Annotated in this window: 11 protein-coding genes; 6 read left to right on the top strand and 5 right to left on the bottom strand. The window is 45.5% G+C overall.

Features of this window, described 5'->3' with window-relative positions; genetic code table 11:
- Positions 1-205: 205 nt before the first annotated feature.
- Positions 206-3,169: an NHLP bacteriocin export ABC transporter permease/ATPase subunit gene (locus NDI35_RS10680; protein ID WP_445312716.1), complete on the top strand. Its 2,964-nt coding sequence runs from the start codon at positions 206-208 to the stop codon at positions 3,167-3,169.
- 170 nt (positions 3,170-3,339) lie between these two features.
- On the opposite strand, the gene NDI35_RS10675 is transcribed toward NDI35_RS10680, so the two are convergent.
- The 5 genes from NDI35_RS10675 to NDI35_RS10655 all read right to left on the bottom strand — a co-directional run bounded on the left by NDI35_RS10675 (position 3,340) and on the right by NDI35_RS10655 (position 5,107).
- A complete protein-coding gene (locus NDI35_RS10675) occupies positions 3,340-3,483 on the bottom strand; it encodes a hypothetical protein (protein WP_445312715.1) in 144 nt (47 codons plus the stop codon).
- Between the two features lie 356 nt (positions 3,484-3,839).
- The gene (locus NDI35_RS10670; RefSeq protein WP_445312714.1) at positions 3,840-4,085 is read right to left on the bottom strand and encodes a hypothetical protein; all 246 of its coding nucleotides are present in this window, start codon (positions 4,083-4,085) and stop codon (positions 3,840-3,842) included.
- A gap of 64 nt (positions 4,086-4,149) precedes the next feature.
- Entirely contained in the window at positions 4,150-4,377 is a 228-nt protein-coding gene (locus NDI35_RS10665; protein WP_445312713.1) for a hypothetical protein, read from the bottom strand.
- 76 nt (positions 4,378-4,453) lie between these two features.
- Entirely contained in the window at positions 4,454-4,666 is a 213-nt protein-coding gene (locus tag NDI35_RS10660; RefSeq protein ID WP_445312712.1) for a hypothetical protein, read from the bottom strand.
- Positions 4,667-4,711: 45 nt separating this feature from the next.
- Complete coding sequence (locus NDI35_RS10655; RefSeq protein WP_445312711.1) at positions 4,712-5,107, bottom strand: Nif11-like leader peptide family natural product precursor; 396 nt, start codon at positions 5,105-5,107, stop codon at positions 4,712-4,714.
- 380 nt (positions 5,108-5,487) lie between these two features.
- Between NDI35_RS10655 and NDI35_RS10650 the strand changes: the two genes are divergently transcribed.
- The 5 genes from NDI35_RS10650 (at position 5,488) to NDI35_RS10630 (ending at position 16,530) form a co-directional block, all read left to right on the top strand.
- Positions 5,488-6,765, top strand: coding sequence for a glycosyltransferase (locus NDI35_RS10650; RefSeq protein ID WP_445312710.1), 1,278 nt, complete (start codon positions 5,488-5,490; stop codon positions 6,763-6,765).
- Positions 6,766-6,906: 141 nt separating this feature from the next.
- Complete coding sequence (locus tag NDI35_RS10645; protein WP_445312709.1) at positions 6,907-8,187, top strand: glycosyltransferase; 1,281 nt, start codon at positions 6,907-6,909, stop codon at positions 8,185-8,187.
- A gap of 96 nt (positions 8,188-8,283) precedes the next feature.
- Positions 8,284-14,787, top strand: a complete 6,504-nt coding sequence (locus NDI35_RS10640; protein WP_445312708.1) for an AAA family ATPase — start codon at positions 8,284-8,286, stop codon at positions 14,785-14,787.
- Entirely contained in the window at positions 14,784-15,815 is a 1,032-nt protein-coding gene (locus tag NDI35_RS10635) for an ATP-binding response regulator (protein WP_445312707.1), read from the top strand. The genes NDI35_RS10640 and NDI35_RS10635 overlap by 4 nt, the downstream gene beginning before the upstream one ends.
- 85 nt (positions 15,816-15,900) lie before the next feature.
- Complete coding sequence (locus NDI35_RS10630) at positions 15,901-16,530, top strand: response regulator (protein ID WP_445312767.1); 630 nt, start codon at positions 15,901-15,903, stop codon at positions 16,528-16,530.
- Positions 16,531-16,646 lie beyond the last annotated feature (116 nt).

Here is a 16,646-nt window from a genome sequence, read left to right as displayed (position 1 = left end):
GCTAAAGTCCTCTGAAGAGGACTGAAATGAATGATGGTTTGATTTGGCTATTCAGTCGGTTTTAACCGACTTTAGCTATGAGACGGGGATTTTAATCCCCAGCGGATCTGTGGATTAGCCCGATCAATTCGATCGGACTGTCTTCTTTGAGGCTCTTGTTTAAACCCCTGCCGGACTTGATATTACTAATTACCAATTACTAGCTATGCTCGATCTAAATCCTGTTAAGAAACTGCACCGAATTAAAGGAAATGAACCGCTGCTGCTGAATGACCCGCATCAGGTATGGATTGTTCGATCGGGCGCGATCGCAGTCTTTGCAGCCAAGATACAAAGTGAGAAGCCTGCAGGCAACCGCCATTATCTGTTCGGCGTCGGTGCAGGCGACGCTTTGTTCGGCGCTGCTACCCCCCCCAACCCCCCCTTGCTAAGGGGGGGAGAAGCAGAAGGGGGGGGAGAAAATTTAAAATCAGGCTGGGGACTTCTGGCGATCGCGATCGCCGAAACGGAACTGGAACCGATCGCGATCGCAGATTGTCGCGCTTTAGTGGCTGCTGGTGACGGCAAAACGAGATCGCTGGTGGAAGGGTGGATACAGCGTTTGGGAGAACGAGTGATTCCCTACGGGATAGATCCGCTTCACGCCCCCGATGAAACAGTTGACCCAGAAACTGTTGTTTTAGCAGCGTCGCAGCAGATATCGCTGCAAAAAGGTCAAATGCTGCGATCGCCACCGGGAACTGTTGTCTGGGTGCGCGTCTCGTCGGGCGATGCGAGTGTCGGGGAATTGAAGTTAAATTCTGCTTCCCCAGCATTTCCCCTGGCTGGAAATATGCTGCTGGTGGCATCCGGGGAAGTTGAGGTGCAAATTTTCTCAACAGCAGAGGTGGAAAATGCCGACTGGCTGCCCGCGAGTTTAGCTTTGCTGCACGAGTATTTCTGCTGCTGCTTGAATTTGCTGGTTTCCCGGCAAAAAGCCGAGGAATTCCGCCGATTTCAGGAACGCGAACAGCTAAACCGCCAAGTAACTCAGACAGCTTTGGGAGATTTAACCGAGGTGCTGCATCCCCGGAAAACTGCCTTGTCTGAGGAAGGAACGCCCCTGTTAATCGCTGCTGGGGCTGTGGGTAAGGCACAAGGTATAACGGTCAATCCGCCGGCGGGTTCCGAAGATTTCAGCCGCGTTAAAGATCCGATCGAGGCGATCGCGCGATCGTCCCAATTTCGCACCCGCCGCGTGTTGCTGGTTGGAGATTGGTGGCGGCAGAACTGCGGCCCGCTGTTGGCTTATACAAAGTCCGACGATCGACCAGTAGCTTTGTTGCCCGGTAAGGGATCTCGCTATACTTTGTTCGATCCGATCGATCGCACTCGCAAACGAGTAACTAAAGCAGTAGCCCAAGAGTTGTCGCCAGAAACTCTCATGTTTTACCGGCCGCTGCCGCTATTAGTTCGCAACGCTGTGGAACTGTTTCGCTTCGGGACGAAGGGCTACGAAAAAGACATGATCGCTGCTTTCGGGCTGGGGATATTGGGAACGCTGCTGGGGATGGTGATGCCGCAAGCCACCTCGATTTTGGTCAATGATGCTATTCCTGACAGCGATCGTTTGTTACTGTGGCAGTTAGGGCTGGTATTGTTAGTTGCGGCGATCGGACGGGCTGTATTTAGCATGGCCCAAACCATCCTGACGCTGCGGATCGAAAATGCTGCCAGCGGCACTCTCCAGCCGGCAGTTTGGGATCGATTGCTGAGATTAAAACCGGCGTTTTTTCGCAGCTATTCTTCTGGCGACTTGCTGACTCGCTTATTAGCAGTTAATCAAATTCGCGCCCAACTCAGCGGCGCGACGCAGCGGACACTTTTGAGCGCCATATTTTCCCTGTTGAATTTGGGGCTGATGTTTGTTTACAGCCTGCCGCTGACTTTAGTGGGAATTGGTTTAACTTTTCTGGCGGTTATAGTAACAGTCACATCCAGCTTGCTCTTAATCCCAAAAGAGCGCCAGATGGAAACAGGAGAAGGCGACATTAACGCGCTGACAGTAGAACTAATTAACGGAGTATCAAAGCTGCGGGTAGCGGCAGCCGAAGGGCGAGCATTTGCAGCTTGGGCGAAAAAATACAGCCAACAAATTAAACTAAGAACGGGAATTAAACGAATTGACGACAGCGTTTCTGTATTTAACGAAGCGCTGCCGTTAGTAAGTTCTATTCTGATGTTTTGGTTTGCAATTGTGTTCATGCAAACCTCTCAAACAGAAGGTGGCGGACTGAATATGGGAACCTTTCTTGCTTTTAATTCCGCCTTCGGCACCTTTCTTTCCGGCGTCACTGACTTGAGCAATACCCTAACTGATATTTTAGGCATTGTACCGCTGTGGGAGCGAGCCAAACCGATCGTCCAGGGCATCCCGGAATCTGACCCGACAAAAGCCGATCCCGGCCGCTTGAAAGGTCAAATTACTGTCGATAGGGCAACTTTCCGCTACCGGGAGGACGGGCCCCCAATTTTAGATGATGTCAGCATCAATATTCAACCGGGGGAATTTATCGCGATCGTCGGGCCGTCTGGTAGCGGCAAATCAACATTATTTCGGCTGTTATTGGGATTTGAAATAGCACAAAGCGGCACTGTTTATTACGACAATCAAGATTTAGCAGGCCTCGACGTTCAAGCTGTGCGGCGGCAGTTAGGAGTAGTGCTGCAAAACGGCAGAATTAATGCTGGTTCGATGTTTGACAATATTACCTGCGGGGCGATGGTAACGCAGGAGGAAGCTTGGGAAGCGGCGCAAATGGCCGGTTTAGCAGCCGATATCGAACAAATGCCGATGGGAATGCACACGGTTGTCAGCGAGGGCGGCACGAATCTTTCGGGAGGACAGCGGCAGAGATTGTTAATTGCGCGCGCAATGGTTGTCAAACCAAAGGTTATCCTGATGGATGAAGCTACGAGTGCTTTGGACAACCGCACGCAGGCGATCGTTACTGAGAGTTTGGATAAGTTGAATGTGACGCGAGTTGTCATCGCCCACCGCCTGAGTACGATTCGCAATGCCGATCGAATTTATGTTATTGAAGCAGGCCGTTTGGTAGAATTTGGTTCGTTTGAGGAATTGGTAAAACAGGGAGGATTATTTGCTAGATTAGTGGCGCGACAGTTATAGTAGAGATTCAACGTAAAACCATTCTCAAGAACGGGTTCTCCGGTCCGTTCCACAAAGAGTAAATTTCTTGTGGAACGGGCATCTTGCGCGTTCATAAAAGCCTGATTAGAAGTGGTGCAACATTTCATTTACATCCGTTACATTCCGTACATTGCTCGTTGCCGGACTGCTTATTCTTTTGTTAGCAAATCGGGCAACCACAACAAAATTAGCAATAGCAAGCAGAGGATAACTAAGCCAACGCTAAATATTGTAGCGTTACTCATATCGGGGGCTTGCTGCATGAGGTATACTGGCTGTATTGCATCCATCATAAATTACAGGTATTTTGTAGGAACTTAGGCTTGACTTTTCGGCCTGTCAACTTAAGATTCATGCCACAGTCCGACAGGGAATTAATTCCCTGTCTCATAGCGAAAGTCCTCTCAAAGAGGACTGAATAATATTAGATTCGGTCGCTCGACCGCAATAAGATTCGCTCGATCGTGCGGACAACAGTCCGCAAAATGCTGCGTACTGTTGTCCGCACTACAAACCTTTTTAGATCGCCCTCGAATCGACCGGATCTGATATAACTTATTAGTCCTCTTTGAGAGGACTTATGCTATGAGGCAGGGGTTTAAACCCCTGCCGGACTGCCGGACTGCGGGTGTAACGTTTTTAACTTGTGTTATGAACCCAAAAGTTCAAACATCTTCATAGGGATTGTCAAGCGCAGTTTTGGAGGCGGTTGGTTGATTGTGAGAACAGGGATACCAGCAGCCCGAGCTTGATCGACAGCATCGGAACAGCCGCCCGCGATCGCATCTAATTCCAATTCGTCCAATTCTTGATTAGTTGAATTTTCCGGTTCTGATGCTGCGATTTGGGACAACTGAGACGGTAATTCTTGCGAAAATTGATCGTTGCTTTCCATCAGATGTTTCCTCCTTAGATGTTTAAACTCAGCAGAAGCGCGATCGCTTCTAGTTACAAGCAGCTCATTTGCCGAAATAGGACTGCAAGTGGTTAATCAGTCGCATGGATATGCGGGGTTTCAGATAGTCCGGCACTGGGCCTTCGATTGTGAGAGTACGCATACCACCTGCGATCGCTTCGAGCTCCAAGTCGTTCAATTCTCGATCGGTTGAGTTATCCGATTCGGATGCTGTGATTGCGGACGACTCGGACGGTACTTCTTGTTGCAAAAATCGATTGTTACTTTCCATCAGATGTTTTCTCCTGACATAATTAGTGAAATTTGCTTCCAAAAGCGATTGAAGCAACTCCTAGCAAAGTTGCCTGCTATCCAGCCTTTTTACCCGCAACTGCGTCATAATTTCTCGGAGAGAAACGGGGAATATCACGCCAATTCTGAAACAGAAAACCCATTCCGCCTGCGATCGCATCTAATTCCGTATCATTCAATTCTTCACCGACAGGATTTGCTGGCGACTGTTGCGGCTGCACCGCAGTATCTTGCTCAACTTCTTGGGAAAACTGATTAATGCTGTCCATCTGATTTCTCCTTTTAATTTCGGTATTGGATTCAGAAAAGATTGCCTACAGTCCAGGAGTGAAGGCACCCGCGATCGCCCCAGCAACAGCTCCTTTTCCTGCTTCCTTAATAGGGTCTTCTCCTGCGAAAAGACCGGCGAAAAATCCACCTATTGCACCTAGTAATCCTCCTAGAAGAGGTCCAGCGCCAGCAACAGCTTCCAATTCACTGTCAGACAACTCGCCTGAAGTATCTGACTGACTCTGATATTGAGCCTCGATCGAATCCAGCCACTGTGAAACTTCTGTTGGCGAGAAACTGTAGCTTTTTTCTTTGCCAAGTTCCACCGTTTTATTCACTAAGGTTTCTCGATCCGCGATCGATCGAAACTGTAGCTGGAGTTCGGGATTTTGCGAGACTTCTTGAAAAAAATGATTGATGCTTCCCACTTCAAAAGACATGAGATTTGCTCCTGATTTAATTGTTAAGGAAGTTACTCCTTAATTAATTTTTTACAGCTAGGCTCTGGCTGGCCTATGCGTAAATTTAGTTTAGAAAATTTGCTGGCTAAAGTAGCTAGCTCAAAGTAGAGTTTTGAAGCTATAAAAACAACTTAGTTTGAACTAACCTTTAGTTGAGGAGATTACCTGAACTTTTGGCTAGGTATCGAATATCCCACACAAATATATACTGGTAACACTCTCTGGCAATGACTAAAGCCTGCGTCCCATTCCTGAGTTTCTCCAAGCGATCGCCCCCACGCCCCAACCCCCCAACACAAACCACTCATACCGCCCATTAAATGCTAAAACAAGTTTAAACTCACACGGAGCCTTCCCTAATGACCCACTTCGGCATCTTCTGTCCAGCAGCCAACGGCCACCTCAACCCGATGACAACATTAGGCAACGAACTGCTTCGCCGAGGCCATCAAGTTACTGTATTTAACTTCCTTGATGCTAAAGCCACAACCTTAGCAAGCGGCTTAGAATTCCAACCATTAGCTGAAGATGAATTTCCCGCAGGCTCAATGCCAGAACGCTTGGCCCAACTGGGGAAACTCAGCGAACTGACAGCCTTTCGATATACTATTAAACTATTGACCCAAGTTTCAGATCTTCTCCTTTCACAAGCTCCAGCAACTATCAAAAAGGCTGGTGTAGAAGCTTTGCTCGTAGACCAAGTTTCACCGGAAGGAGGAACGATGGCGGATTTTCTCAACCTTCCTTTTATCACAGTTTGCAGTGCGTTAACCCTAAATCAAGACCCCAAAATTCCTCCCTTTTGTACACCTTGGCAATACAGTCCAACTTGGATAGCGAGTTGGCGCAATCAACTTAGCTATCAGTTACTCAGTTTGCTTGCAAGACCGATTCGAGAGGTCATTGCTGAGTATCGTCGCCAGTGGAAATTACCTCTGCACTCCCACCCGAATGATGCTTACTCGAAACTTGCTCAACTCAGCCAGCAGCCTGCTGAATTCGACTTTCCCAGGCAAAATTTACCCCCGCATTTCCATTTCACCGGCCCCTATCACAACCCAGCGACGCGCAAACCAATGCCTTTTCCTTTTGAACAATTAACTGGGCAACCGTTGATTTATGCTTCGATGGGAACTGTGCAAAATCGCTTGCTGGATGTTTTTAAAATAATCGCCTCTGCGTGTGAAGGATTAGATGCCCAATTGGTAATATCTCTCGGCGGAAGTGCGACTCCCGAATTCTTGCCGTCATTGCCGGGAAATCCGATCGTTGTTGGCTATGCACCGCAATTAGAATTGCTGCAAAAAGCCAATTTGACTATTACTCACGCCGGGATGAATACAACGTTGGAATCCTTGAGCAATGGAGTTCCAATGGTGGCAATTCCTGTGACAAATGACCAGCCGGGAGTGGCAGCGCGGATTGCTTGGACGGGTGTTGGTGAAGTGGTTTCTTTGAAGGAATTGAGCGTTCCTAAACTGCGATCGGCAATTGTGAAAGTCCTAACCCAAGAGTCGTATAAACAAAGGGCGATGGAGATGCAAGGGGCAATCGGGCGATCGGGCGGAGTTAAGAAAGCGGCCGATATTATCGAACAGGTTGTATTGACTGGGAAACCTGTTTTGGCTGGGAAATAATACTTACTTTTTGGCGCTGATTTTAAGCTCCTAGAATAGCAAAAATAAGCTGTAGCCAAGAGGAGCGATCGCCCCAAGGCCCAACACAAACCACTCATCCCACTACAATACAAAAAGTTAACCTCAAAGGAGCCTTAACTAATGACACACTTCGGCATTCTCTGTCCAGTTGACACCGGCCATTTCAACCCCATGACAACATTAGGCTGCGAACTGCTTCGCCGAGGCCATCGAGTCACCGTATTTAACTTCCTCGATGCTAAAGCAAAAACTCTAGCCACCGGATTAGAATTCCAGCCATTCGCTGAAGAAGAGTTTCCCGTCGGCTGGTTTGCAGAAATCCTTAGCCAACGCGGAAAACTTAGTGGACTTGCGGCATTGCGACATACTTTTAAGGCAGTTGCGAAGACTTCGGATGTTATTCTCAGAGAGGCTCCGATGGCTATTAAAAAAGCTGGTGTAGAAGCTTTGCTAGTAGACCAAGTTTCACTGGAAGGAGGAACAATTGCAGAATTTATAAACATTCCTTTTATCACAGTTGGCAGTGCGTTACTATTAAATCGAGACCCCGACATTCCACCCATTTGTACCCTTTGGCAGTACGATCCGACTTGGAAAGGACGCTTACGGAATCAAGTCAGCTATCAGTTACTCAGTTTGCTTGCCAAACCGATTCGAGAAGGGATTTCTGAGTATCGCAGAAAGTGGAACTTACCTTTGCACTCCCACCCAAACGATTATTACTCGAAACTAGCTCAAATCACTCAGCAGCCGGCTGAATTAGAGTTTCCCAGACAAAATTTACCCCCTTATTTCCATTTCACCGGCCCTTATCACAATCCAGCCACTCGCAAATCAGTGCCTTTTCCCTTTGAACAATTAACTGGGAAACCATTGATTTATGCCTCTATGGGAACTATTCAAAATCGCTTGTTGGATGTTTTTCAAATAATTGCCTCTGCTTGTGAAGGATTAGACGCCCAATTGGTAATATCTCTCGGAGGCGGTGCGACTCCCGAATCCTTGCCGCCCTTGCCGGGAAATCCGATCGTTGTTGGGTATGCACCGCAATTAGAATTGCTGCAAAAAGCGACTCTCACGATTACTCACGCCGGGATGAATACGACTTTGGAATCATTGAGCAATGGAGTCCCAATGGTAGCAATTCCTGTGGCGAATGACCAGCCGGGAGTGGCAGCGCGGATTGCTTATACGGGTGTTGGCGAAGTGGTGTCTTTGAAGGAATTGAGTGTTTCTAAAGTCCGATCGGCAATTGTAAAAGTCCTAACCCAAGAGTCGTATAAACAAAGGGCGATCGAGATGCAAGAGGCGATCGGGCGATCGGGAGGAGTCAAGCGCGCCGCTGACATTATCGAACAGGTTGTATTGACTGGGAAACCTGTCTTAGCTTCTAAAATCTAAAATCTAAGATGTGGAGTCAAATCTAAAATCTAAAATCTAAAATCTAAAATCGACTGATGGCTCACGCACCTCTGGTGTGAGGAGCAAATTTATGCTATGTTCGACTGCAAAGTTGACAGCGGTATGAATATGCTGACTCTTCCCGGCGTTGAAGTCACAGAGCTCATCTACGAAAGCGCAAACTCCCTGGTTTACCGAGCATTCCGACAACCCGACAGTCTCCCCGTCGTCCTCAAAGTCCTTAAAGAAAATTATCCCACACCCCAAGAACTTGCCCGCTATCGCACAGAGTATAAAATTACACAATCTCTGCACCTGAGCGGCTGTATAAAAGCCTATGATTTGCAGCCATATCAAAACACGCTGGTGATGTTTGTCGAGGATTTTGGCGGCGAATCCTTGAAAATTTGGATGCAGCAGCAAAAATTTAGTATTGAAGAATTTCTCAGAATTGCGATCGCCACCACAGAAAGTTTACAACAAATTCACAGCGCCCACATCATTCACAAAGACATTAACCCTTCCAATATTGTCTTCAATCCAGCTAGCGGAGAACTCAAAATTATCGATTTTGGCATTTCCACGCAGTTAACGCGGGAGAATTACACCATCAAAAATCCCAACATTTTAGAGGGAACTCTTGCTTATATGTCGCCGGAACAAACCGGCAGAATGAACCGCAGTTTAGATTACCGCACAGATTTTTATTCCCTGGGGGCTACCTTTTACGAACTACTGACCAACAAATTGCCTTTTGACACTCAGGATGTGCTGGAATTGGTACACAGTCATCTCGCTAAACAGCCGTTATCTCCATCTCAGGTGAATCCCGAAATTCCGCAAATTGTTTCCGATATTGTGATGAAGTTGATGGGGAAAAATGCAGAGGAGCGCTATCAAAGTGCGCTCGGAATTAAAGCGGATTTAGAAGAATGTTTAAATCAACTGCACAGCCATAACAACATATCAGTTTTTCCACTAGGATGTCAAGATATTTCTGCTCGGTTTCAAATTCCGCAAAAACTTTATGGCAGAGAGCGAGAAATTGATAGTTTACTAACAGCTTTTGAAACAGTCAGCAGTCACAGGCAAGATGCCTGTGCCACAAGCTCAATGATGATAGTTTCGGGATATTCTGGTATCGGCAAATCAGCTTTGGTGCAAGAATTATACAAACCGATTACTCAACAGCGCGGTTATTTTATATCCGGCAAATTTGATCAATATCAGCGCAACATTCCCTACAGCGCAATTGTCAGCGCTTTTCAGGATTTAGCCAAACAACTGTTGACAGAAAGCGAAGCGCAACTTAAAGAATGGCGGGAAAAATTATTAGACGCATTGGGAATCAACGGTCAAGTCATTATTGACGTAATTCCCGAAATTGAATTAATAATCAGCCAGCAACCCGCGCCGCCAGAATTGGGGGCTGCAGAAGCGGAAAACCGCTTTAATTTTGTGTTTCAAAACTTCATTAAAGTTTTTACCAAACCCGAACATCCTCTCACGATATTTATCGATGATTTGCAGTGGGCTGACGGGGCATCTCTGAAACTGATGCAACTACTGATGAGCGCTTCTTCAACGGGACTGTTTTTAATCGGGGCGTATCGAGATAACGAAGTTTCCGCAGGTCATCCGTTAATGCTAACAATTGAAGAGATTGTCAAAAATGGGGCAAAAGTCGATCGCATTTTCCTGTCACCTTTGGATTTAACCTCTGTTACTCAACTGATTGCCGATGCCCTGAATTGCCCGGAAGCAAGAGTCAACTCCCTTGCCGAATTAGTGTTTTTCAAAACTGGCGGAAATCCTTTCTTTATGAATGAATTTCTCAAATCGCTTTATACGGAAGGGATGTTACAATTTGACTTTACCCCTCTCATCCCCCCTTACCCAGGGGGGACAAAAGACTTAATCCCCCCTTACCCAGGGGAGACACAGGGGGGTTGGCAGTGGGATTTAGAGGAAATTAAAGCGAGGAATTTCACTGATAATGTTGTCGAGTTGATGGCTGACAAAATTCAACAACTACCCGATAATACGCAGGAAACGTTAAAGATAGCAGCCTGCATTGGCAATCAATTCGATCTGAAAACCCTCGCCTCACTTTGCGAAAAATCTGTGCGACAAACGGCGGATAATTTGTACGCAGCCGTTGCTGAAAATTTAGTCGTGTTGCTGGGGAATATGGGAGATGTGGAATTAGAAATTACCGGGCAATTACCCAGCAGCCAATCGCTAGAATACAAATTTGTCCATGACAGAATTCAACAAGCTGCTTATTCGCTAATTGCCGATCGAGATAAGCCCATCGTCCACAGACAAATCGGGCAAATGTTGCTGCAAAATACTCCAGAAGAGCGAAGAGAGGAAAAAATATTTGACATTGTTAATCAACTGAATTTCGGCAATGAATTAATTTACAATCGTTCCGAAAAAGATGAACTGGCTGAGTTAAATCTGATTGCTGGCAAAAAAGCCAAGGCATCGGCAGCTTATCAGCCAGCTTTCAACTATTTGCAAACTGGGATAAATTTGCTGGCAGAAAACAGTTGGCTGGTGCAATACCAGCTAAGTTTACAACTGCATCAAGAAGCCGCAGAGCTAGCTTACATATTGGGCGATTTTGAGCAGATGGAAAGTTTAGGGAGCCTCGTGCTAACAAATGCTAAAACAGTGCTCGATCGCGTCAAAACGATAGAGGTAAAAATGGGTACTCATGCTGCCCAAAATCAACTAGATATGGCAATTAATATGGGGCTAAAAATTCTGAGGCAGTTGGGGGTCAAACTGCCCGCAAAGCCTAACAATCTAGATAGCATAATCGGATTGCTGGAAGTTAAGTTAACCTTAGCTGGGAAACGCATTGAGGATTTAGCCAATCTACCTCAAGGAAGCGATCCTGCTAAACAAGCTGCACTGCGTATCTTGTCATTTATGACTACTGTCGCCTATGGCGTTGCCCCTCAACTGATGCCTTTAATTGTGTTTAAGCAGGTGATTTTATCTGTCAAGTATGGCAACTATCCTGAGTCTCTCCATGCTTATGCAGTTTATGGATTAATTTTGTGCGGAGTGGTGGGAGATATTGAAGGTGGTTATAAATTTGGTCAGCTAGCATTGAGGATGTTGGAGCAATTTGGTAAGCCAGAATTAAAAACTAAAGTCCTTCTTCCATTTAATGACTTCATCCGTCATTGGAAAGCGCCAGCTAAAGAAACGTTGCCATCTTTGTTGGAGGCTTACAGAAGCGGATTGGAAACAGGACAAGTGGAAGAACGTGCTTGTGCGTCTCAAACTTACTGCGGTTATTCGTACCTCTTCGGCGCTGAGTTGTCAGGGCTGGAAGGCGATATTGCTACTTATGGCGAGGCAATAGAAAAATCAAAATATGATCCGATTATTTGGCAGATTAAACCTTTAGAGCAGTCGGTTTTAAATTTATTAGGTAAGTCGGAAAATCCCTGCTATTTAATTGGGGAAGCCTATGATGAGCGGACTGCGCTATCACTGTTAACGGAAGCTAACGATCGCACTTCGATTTTTGCCCTGCATTTTTATAAAATGATTCTCTGTTATTTATTCGGGCAATATGATGAAGCGGTATCAAATGCAGCTTCCACCATGCAGTATGTACAGAGTGCTGCTGGAACTCTTCAAGTATCATACTGCTATTTTTATGAGTCGCTAGCTCAGCTTTCGTTCTATTCTAATGCTTCTTTTGAGGAGCAAAAGCACTGTTTGAAAACTGTCACGGCTAATCAGAAAAACATGAAAAAATGGGCGTATCACGCCCCGATGAATCACTCGCACAAATTTAATTTAGTTGAGGCAGAAAGATATCGGGTTATTGGCAAAGATGCACGGGCGATCGACTGTTACGATCGCGCCATTGCCCTCGCTAAAGAAAACGAGTACATCCACGAAGTCGCCCTCGCTTACGAACTCGCTGCCAAGTTCTATTTATCCAGGGGTAAAGAATTAACAGCCAAAGCTTACATGCAGGAAGCTCGTTACTGCTATCAACTTTGGGGTGCGGTGGCTAAAGTCAAAGATTTAGAAACGCGCTATCCGCAGTTATTTACGATCGATAAACCGATAAATAAAGCCATTTCAACTACTGTATCAACCACTGGCAGCCGTTCTACTGATTCCTTGGATATCGCTACAGTCATGAAAGCTTCCGAGGCAATTGCTGGGGAAATTGTACAAGATAAATTACTCTTCCGCTTAATGAAAAATTTGATTGAAAATGTCGGCGCTCAAAAAGGATATTTAATTTTAGAAACCCAAGGAAAATTGCTGATTGAAGCGGAAGGTGTAATGAATGATGAACGGATAAAAGTGTTGCAATCTGAACCAGTTGAAAATTGCCAGGAACTTTCCGAAGCTATTATCAATTATGTCGCTAGAACCAAAGAAAATTTAGTGTTAAATGATGCCACTCGTGAAGGTAACTTTACGAATGACCCTTACATCAAAGCACGTCAGCCAAAGTCTATTTTGTGTGCTGCTTTGATGAATCAAGGTCAACTGGCTGCTATTGTTTATCTCGAAAATAACCTCACCGCACAAGCATTTACTCCCGATCGCCTGGAAGTGTTGCAATTGTTATCGGGACAAGCGGCGATCGCACTTACCAATGCTAAACTTTATGGGGAAGTAAAAGAACGCGAAAATCGACTCACTCAATTTATCAATGCTATGCCAATTGGGGTAGCCGTGCATGACACCACCGGACAAATTACCTACGCAAATCAGACAGCACATCAACTAAGTGCCATTCCCACAATACCCGAAGCAAATATTGAGAAATTAGCAGAAGCTTGTCAACTTTATCTCGCGGGAACTAACGAGTTATATCCCACCGCACAAATACCAATCGTGCGTTCTTTGGGGGGTGAAACGGTCAAAGTAGATGATATAGAGTTCCACCGACCTGATAAGATTGTTTCCTTGGAAGTTTCTAGCACTCCAATTGTTGATGACACGGGTAAAATTAATTATGCGATCGCCACATTTCAAGATATCACCGATCGCAAACAAGCCGAAAAAGTTTTAGCCGATTACAACCGCACTTTAGAACAGCAAGTGAGCGATCGCACTCTCGAACTTCAGCGAGAAATCATCGAACGACAACGAGCCGAAGATGCCGCACAAGAAGCCAACCGAGCAAAAAGTACATTCCTCGCAAATATGAGCCACGAATTGCGGACTCCCCTCAATGCAATTCTCGGATTTTCCCAACTGCTGAATCGTTCTTCTAACCTATTGCAGGAACAGCAAGAACACCTGAGTATTATCACCCGCAGCGGAGAACATTTGCTCGAACTGATTAACCAAGTATTAGATTTGTCCAAAATAGAAGCGGGACGCACGACTCTCAACCAGACAAACTTTGACCTCCACCGCCTGCTGGACGACATCGAAAATATGTTCCAACTTCCGGCCAAAAATAAGGGATTGCAGTTATTAGTAGAGCGGATGTCAGACGTTCCCCAATATGTGCGAACTGATGATATAAAATTGCGTCAAATCTTGATTAACCTGCTTTCTAACGCGATTAAATTCACCTCCGAAGGCAGCATTTATGTGAAAATCAAAAATCACGAACTCGATCATAAAATCTCCTTTGAGGTTGAAGACACGGGAGCGGGAATTAATGTTAGTGAGTTAGATAAGCTGTTTAAAGCTTTTGTGCAAACCAAAACCGGGGAAGAATCACAACAAGGAACAGGATTAGGTTTAACGATCGCACGTTCTTTTGTGCAGTTAATGGGCGGTGGAATGACAGTCAGTTCTCGTGCCGGAGGCGGTACTATTTTCAAATTTGACATTAAAGTTAATGCAGTTGAAAGTGCCGATCGCCAACAGGAGCAGCCAACTAGACGAGTTATGGCGATCGCACCCAATCAACCCCGCTATCGAATTCTCGTTGCAGACGACGCTTTTGACAACCGCCAACTGCTAGTCAAACTGCTTTCTGCGATCGGTTTTGAAGTCTACGAAGCCAAAAATGGGATGGAAGCAATAGAAAAGTGGGAGCAATATTCGCCGCACTTAATCTTTATGGATATGCGGATGCCGGTGATGGATGGGTATGAAGCAACCAAACAAATTAAAGCCAAAGCATCATCTAGCTCCCCCCTTGTTAAGGGGGGCGGGGGAGCGATCGAAAGTCAAGCTACAGCAATTGTTGCGATAACAGCAAGTAGTTTTGAGGAAGAGAAAGCCGTTGTTCTTTCTACCGGGTGCGATGATTTTATTCGCAAACCATTTAGAGAAGCAAACATATTTGATGCTCTGCACAAACATATCGGAGTACAATTCGTTTTTGAAGAACTAAATGCTGCCCCCTGTTTCACAGAAAATGAAGTAAATGTATTGACAAAAACCGCATTTTCTGAATTACCTCCTGAGTTAGTAGCCAATCTTCAGCAAGCCATTAGCAACCTCGATTTGGGACAGATGCAAACAGTCATCAGTCAAATTCGCGAAATCAATCAGCCCTTAGCGAGGGCGAGCGCAGCTTGCATTAAAAATTTTCAGTACGAACAGTTGCTAAATTTAATACACACATTGAGGGATGAGACATGAACAAAAACCTCTGTTTTACCCGCGAACAAAGTATTTTAGTTATTGATGATTGTCCTGAGAATTTAAAACTTTTAAGCGGGATACTATCGGCCGCTGGGTATAAAGTTCACCTAGCTCCCAGTGGGAAATTAGCTCTAAACTTTATCAATGCCAACTTACCAGACTTAATTTTACTGGATATTATGATGCCTCAAATGGATGGCTACGAAGTCTGCCAGCAGCTCAAAGCTGATCAGAAAACTCAAGATATCCCAATAATTTTTATCAGTGCTTTGCAGGAAGTGTTTGATAAAGTAAAAGCATTTTCTGTGGGCGGAATAGACTACATTACAAAACCTTTTCAACAACAAGAAGTTTTAGTTCGCGTCGAAAATCAATTGCGTCTGAGAAGGATGTCTAAACAACTCATAGACCAAAATATTCTAGAAGAGCGCAACCGCATGGCGCGGGAAATTCACGACACTTTAGCGCAAACTTTTGCAGGCATCATCATACATTTGGGAGCCGCAGAACGGGTAATAGCAGCGAATCCAGAACAAGCACAAGCACACATGAAAACAGTCTGCGAATTGGCTCGCTCTGGGCTTGCTGAAGCGCGGCGATCCGTAGAATCTTTGCGCCCGCAACTGTTAGAAGATGGCGACTTGTATAGCGCTCTCAATAAAATTGCTAAACAAATGTCATCAGATACTGATACGCGCACTGTTTTAGAAGTAGTTGGCACAGTCTATTCCCTACCATTAGAGGTAGAAAATAACCTGTTGCGTATCGGGCAGGAAGCATTAACAAATGCTTTCAAATATGCCAAAGCTACAGCGCTCAAAATTGAGTTGGTTTACGAAACATCCAAGTTCCTTTTGCGGGTGCAAGATAACGGAGAGGGATTTGATAGGGAAAGTATCTGTTTTAGGAATGGCTTTGGTTTATTGGGAATGAGAGAACGCGCCGATCGCATTAACGCGCAACTAATTGTAAACAGCCGCCCCGGAAACGGAACAGAAGTTATAGTTTCAGTTAATCGCCAGTAAAGTAAGGTGCACATTTCGCACCATACCTAGTAAGTTTGTAGTGAGATGTTCAGTTGTTTTTAATAAAATTAACAGGGCCAACATGATTAACCAATTAAAGATTATTCGCGTTTTAATTGCCGACGATCATTATATTGTGCGGCAAGGTTTAGTGGCGCTGCTGGAGCAGGAATCAGATGTTAAAGTTGTGGCGCAAGCAAGCAACGGCGAAGAAGCTGTGACAATGTTTCGCCAACATCAGCCCGATGTAACGCTGATGGATTTGCGGATGGCGGTGATGGATGGAGTCGCCGCCATTGCTGCGATTTGTGCGGAGTTTCCCAGCGCGCGGATTGTGGTGCTGACGACTTATGACGGCGATGAAAACATCTATCGCGGATTGCAAGCGGGTGCTAAGGGCTATCTGCTGAAGGATGCGGAACCCAAAGAGCTTTTAGCAGCAATTCGGGCTGTTTTTGAGGGTAAAAAGTACATTCCGCTAGCCGTGGGTGTTAAGTTAGCCGATCGCCTGAGTGGGCCTGAATTGAGCGATCGCGAATTAGAAGTCATTCGCCTCATAGTCGCTGGTAAAAGCAACAACGAGATTAGTGGAGTTTTGCACATCAGCGAAAGCACCGTCAAGTTTCACATCAACAATATCTTGAGCAAAATGGGAGTTAGCGATCGCACGCAGGCCGCGATTTCCGCATTAAAACGGGGGATTGTCAGCCTGTAGTTTAATGATCGGTATTTTTTTTACTGATAAATATGACTATTATGAGGGTAAATAATGATAAATAAGACCTTAAGTTTTATGTAAAAACTTTTTAGTAAGGCTAAGGTGGAACTCTT

Source organism: Microcoleus vaginatus FACHB-2002, assembly GCF_040004035.1.
GTDB classification, from domain to species: domain Bacteria; phylum Cyanobacteriota; class Cyanobacteriia; order Cyanobacteriales; family Microcoleaceae; genus Microcoleus; species Microcoleus vaginatus_C.
The sequence above is the reverse complement of the archived record's forward strand: the minus strand, read 5'-3'. Positions and strand labels throughout refer to the sequence as shown.

Excerpts from the sequence above, each read along its gene's own strand:
- NDI35_RS10675 (WP_445312715.1), bottom strand. The coding sequence starts at position 3,483 with ATGATGGATGCAATACAGCCAGTATACCTCATGCAGCAAGCCCCCGAT.
- NDI35_RS10665 (WP_445312713.1), bottom strand. The coding sequence starts at position 4,377 with ATGGAAAGTAACAATCGATTTTTGCAACAAGAAGTACCGTCCGAGTCG.
- NDI35_RS10645 (WP_445312709.1), top strand. The coding sequence starts at position 6,907 with ATGACACACTTCGGCATTCTCTGTCCAGTTGACACCGGCCATTTCAAC.
- NDI35_RS10640 (WP_445312708.1), top strand. The coding sequence starts at position 8,284 with ATGTTCGACTGCAAAGTTGACAGCGGTATGAATATGCTGACTCTTCCC.
- NDI35_RS10655 (WP_445312711.1), bottom strand. The coding sequence starts at position 5,107 with ATGTCTTTTGAAGTGGGAAGCATCAATCATTTTTTTCAAGAAGTCTCG.
- NDI35_RS10650 (WP_445312710.1), top strand. The coding sequence starts at position 5,488 with ATGACCCACTTCGGCATCTTCTGTCCAGCAGCCAACGGCCACCTCAAC.
- NDI35_RS10660 (WP_445312712.1), bottom strand. The coding sequence starts at position 4,666 with ATGGACAGCATTAATCAGTTTTCCCAAGAAGTTGAGCAAGATACTGCG.
- NDI35_RS10670 (WP_445312714.1), bottom strand. The coding sequence starts at position 4,085 with ATGGAAAGCAACGATCAATTTTCGCAAGAATTACCGTCTCAGTTGTCC.
- NDI35_RS10635 (WP_445312707.1), top strand. The coding sequence starts at position 14,784 with ATGAACAAAAACCTCTGTTTTACCCGCGAACAAAGTATTTTAGTTATT.
- NDI35_RS10680 (WP_445312716.1), top strand. The coding sequence starts at position 206 with ATGCTCGATCTAAATCCTGTTAAGAAACTGCACCGAATTAAAGGAAAT.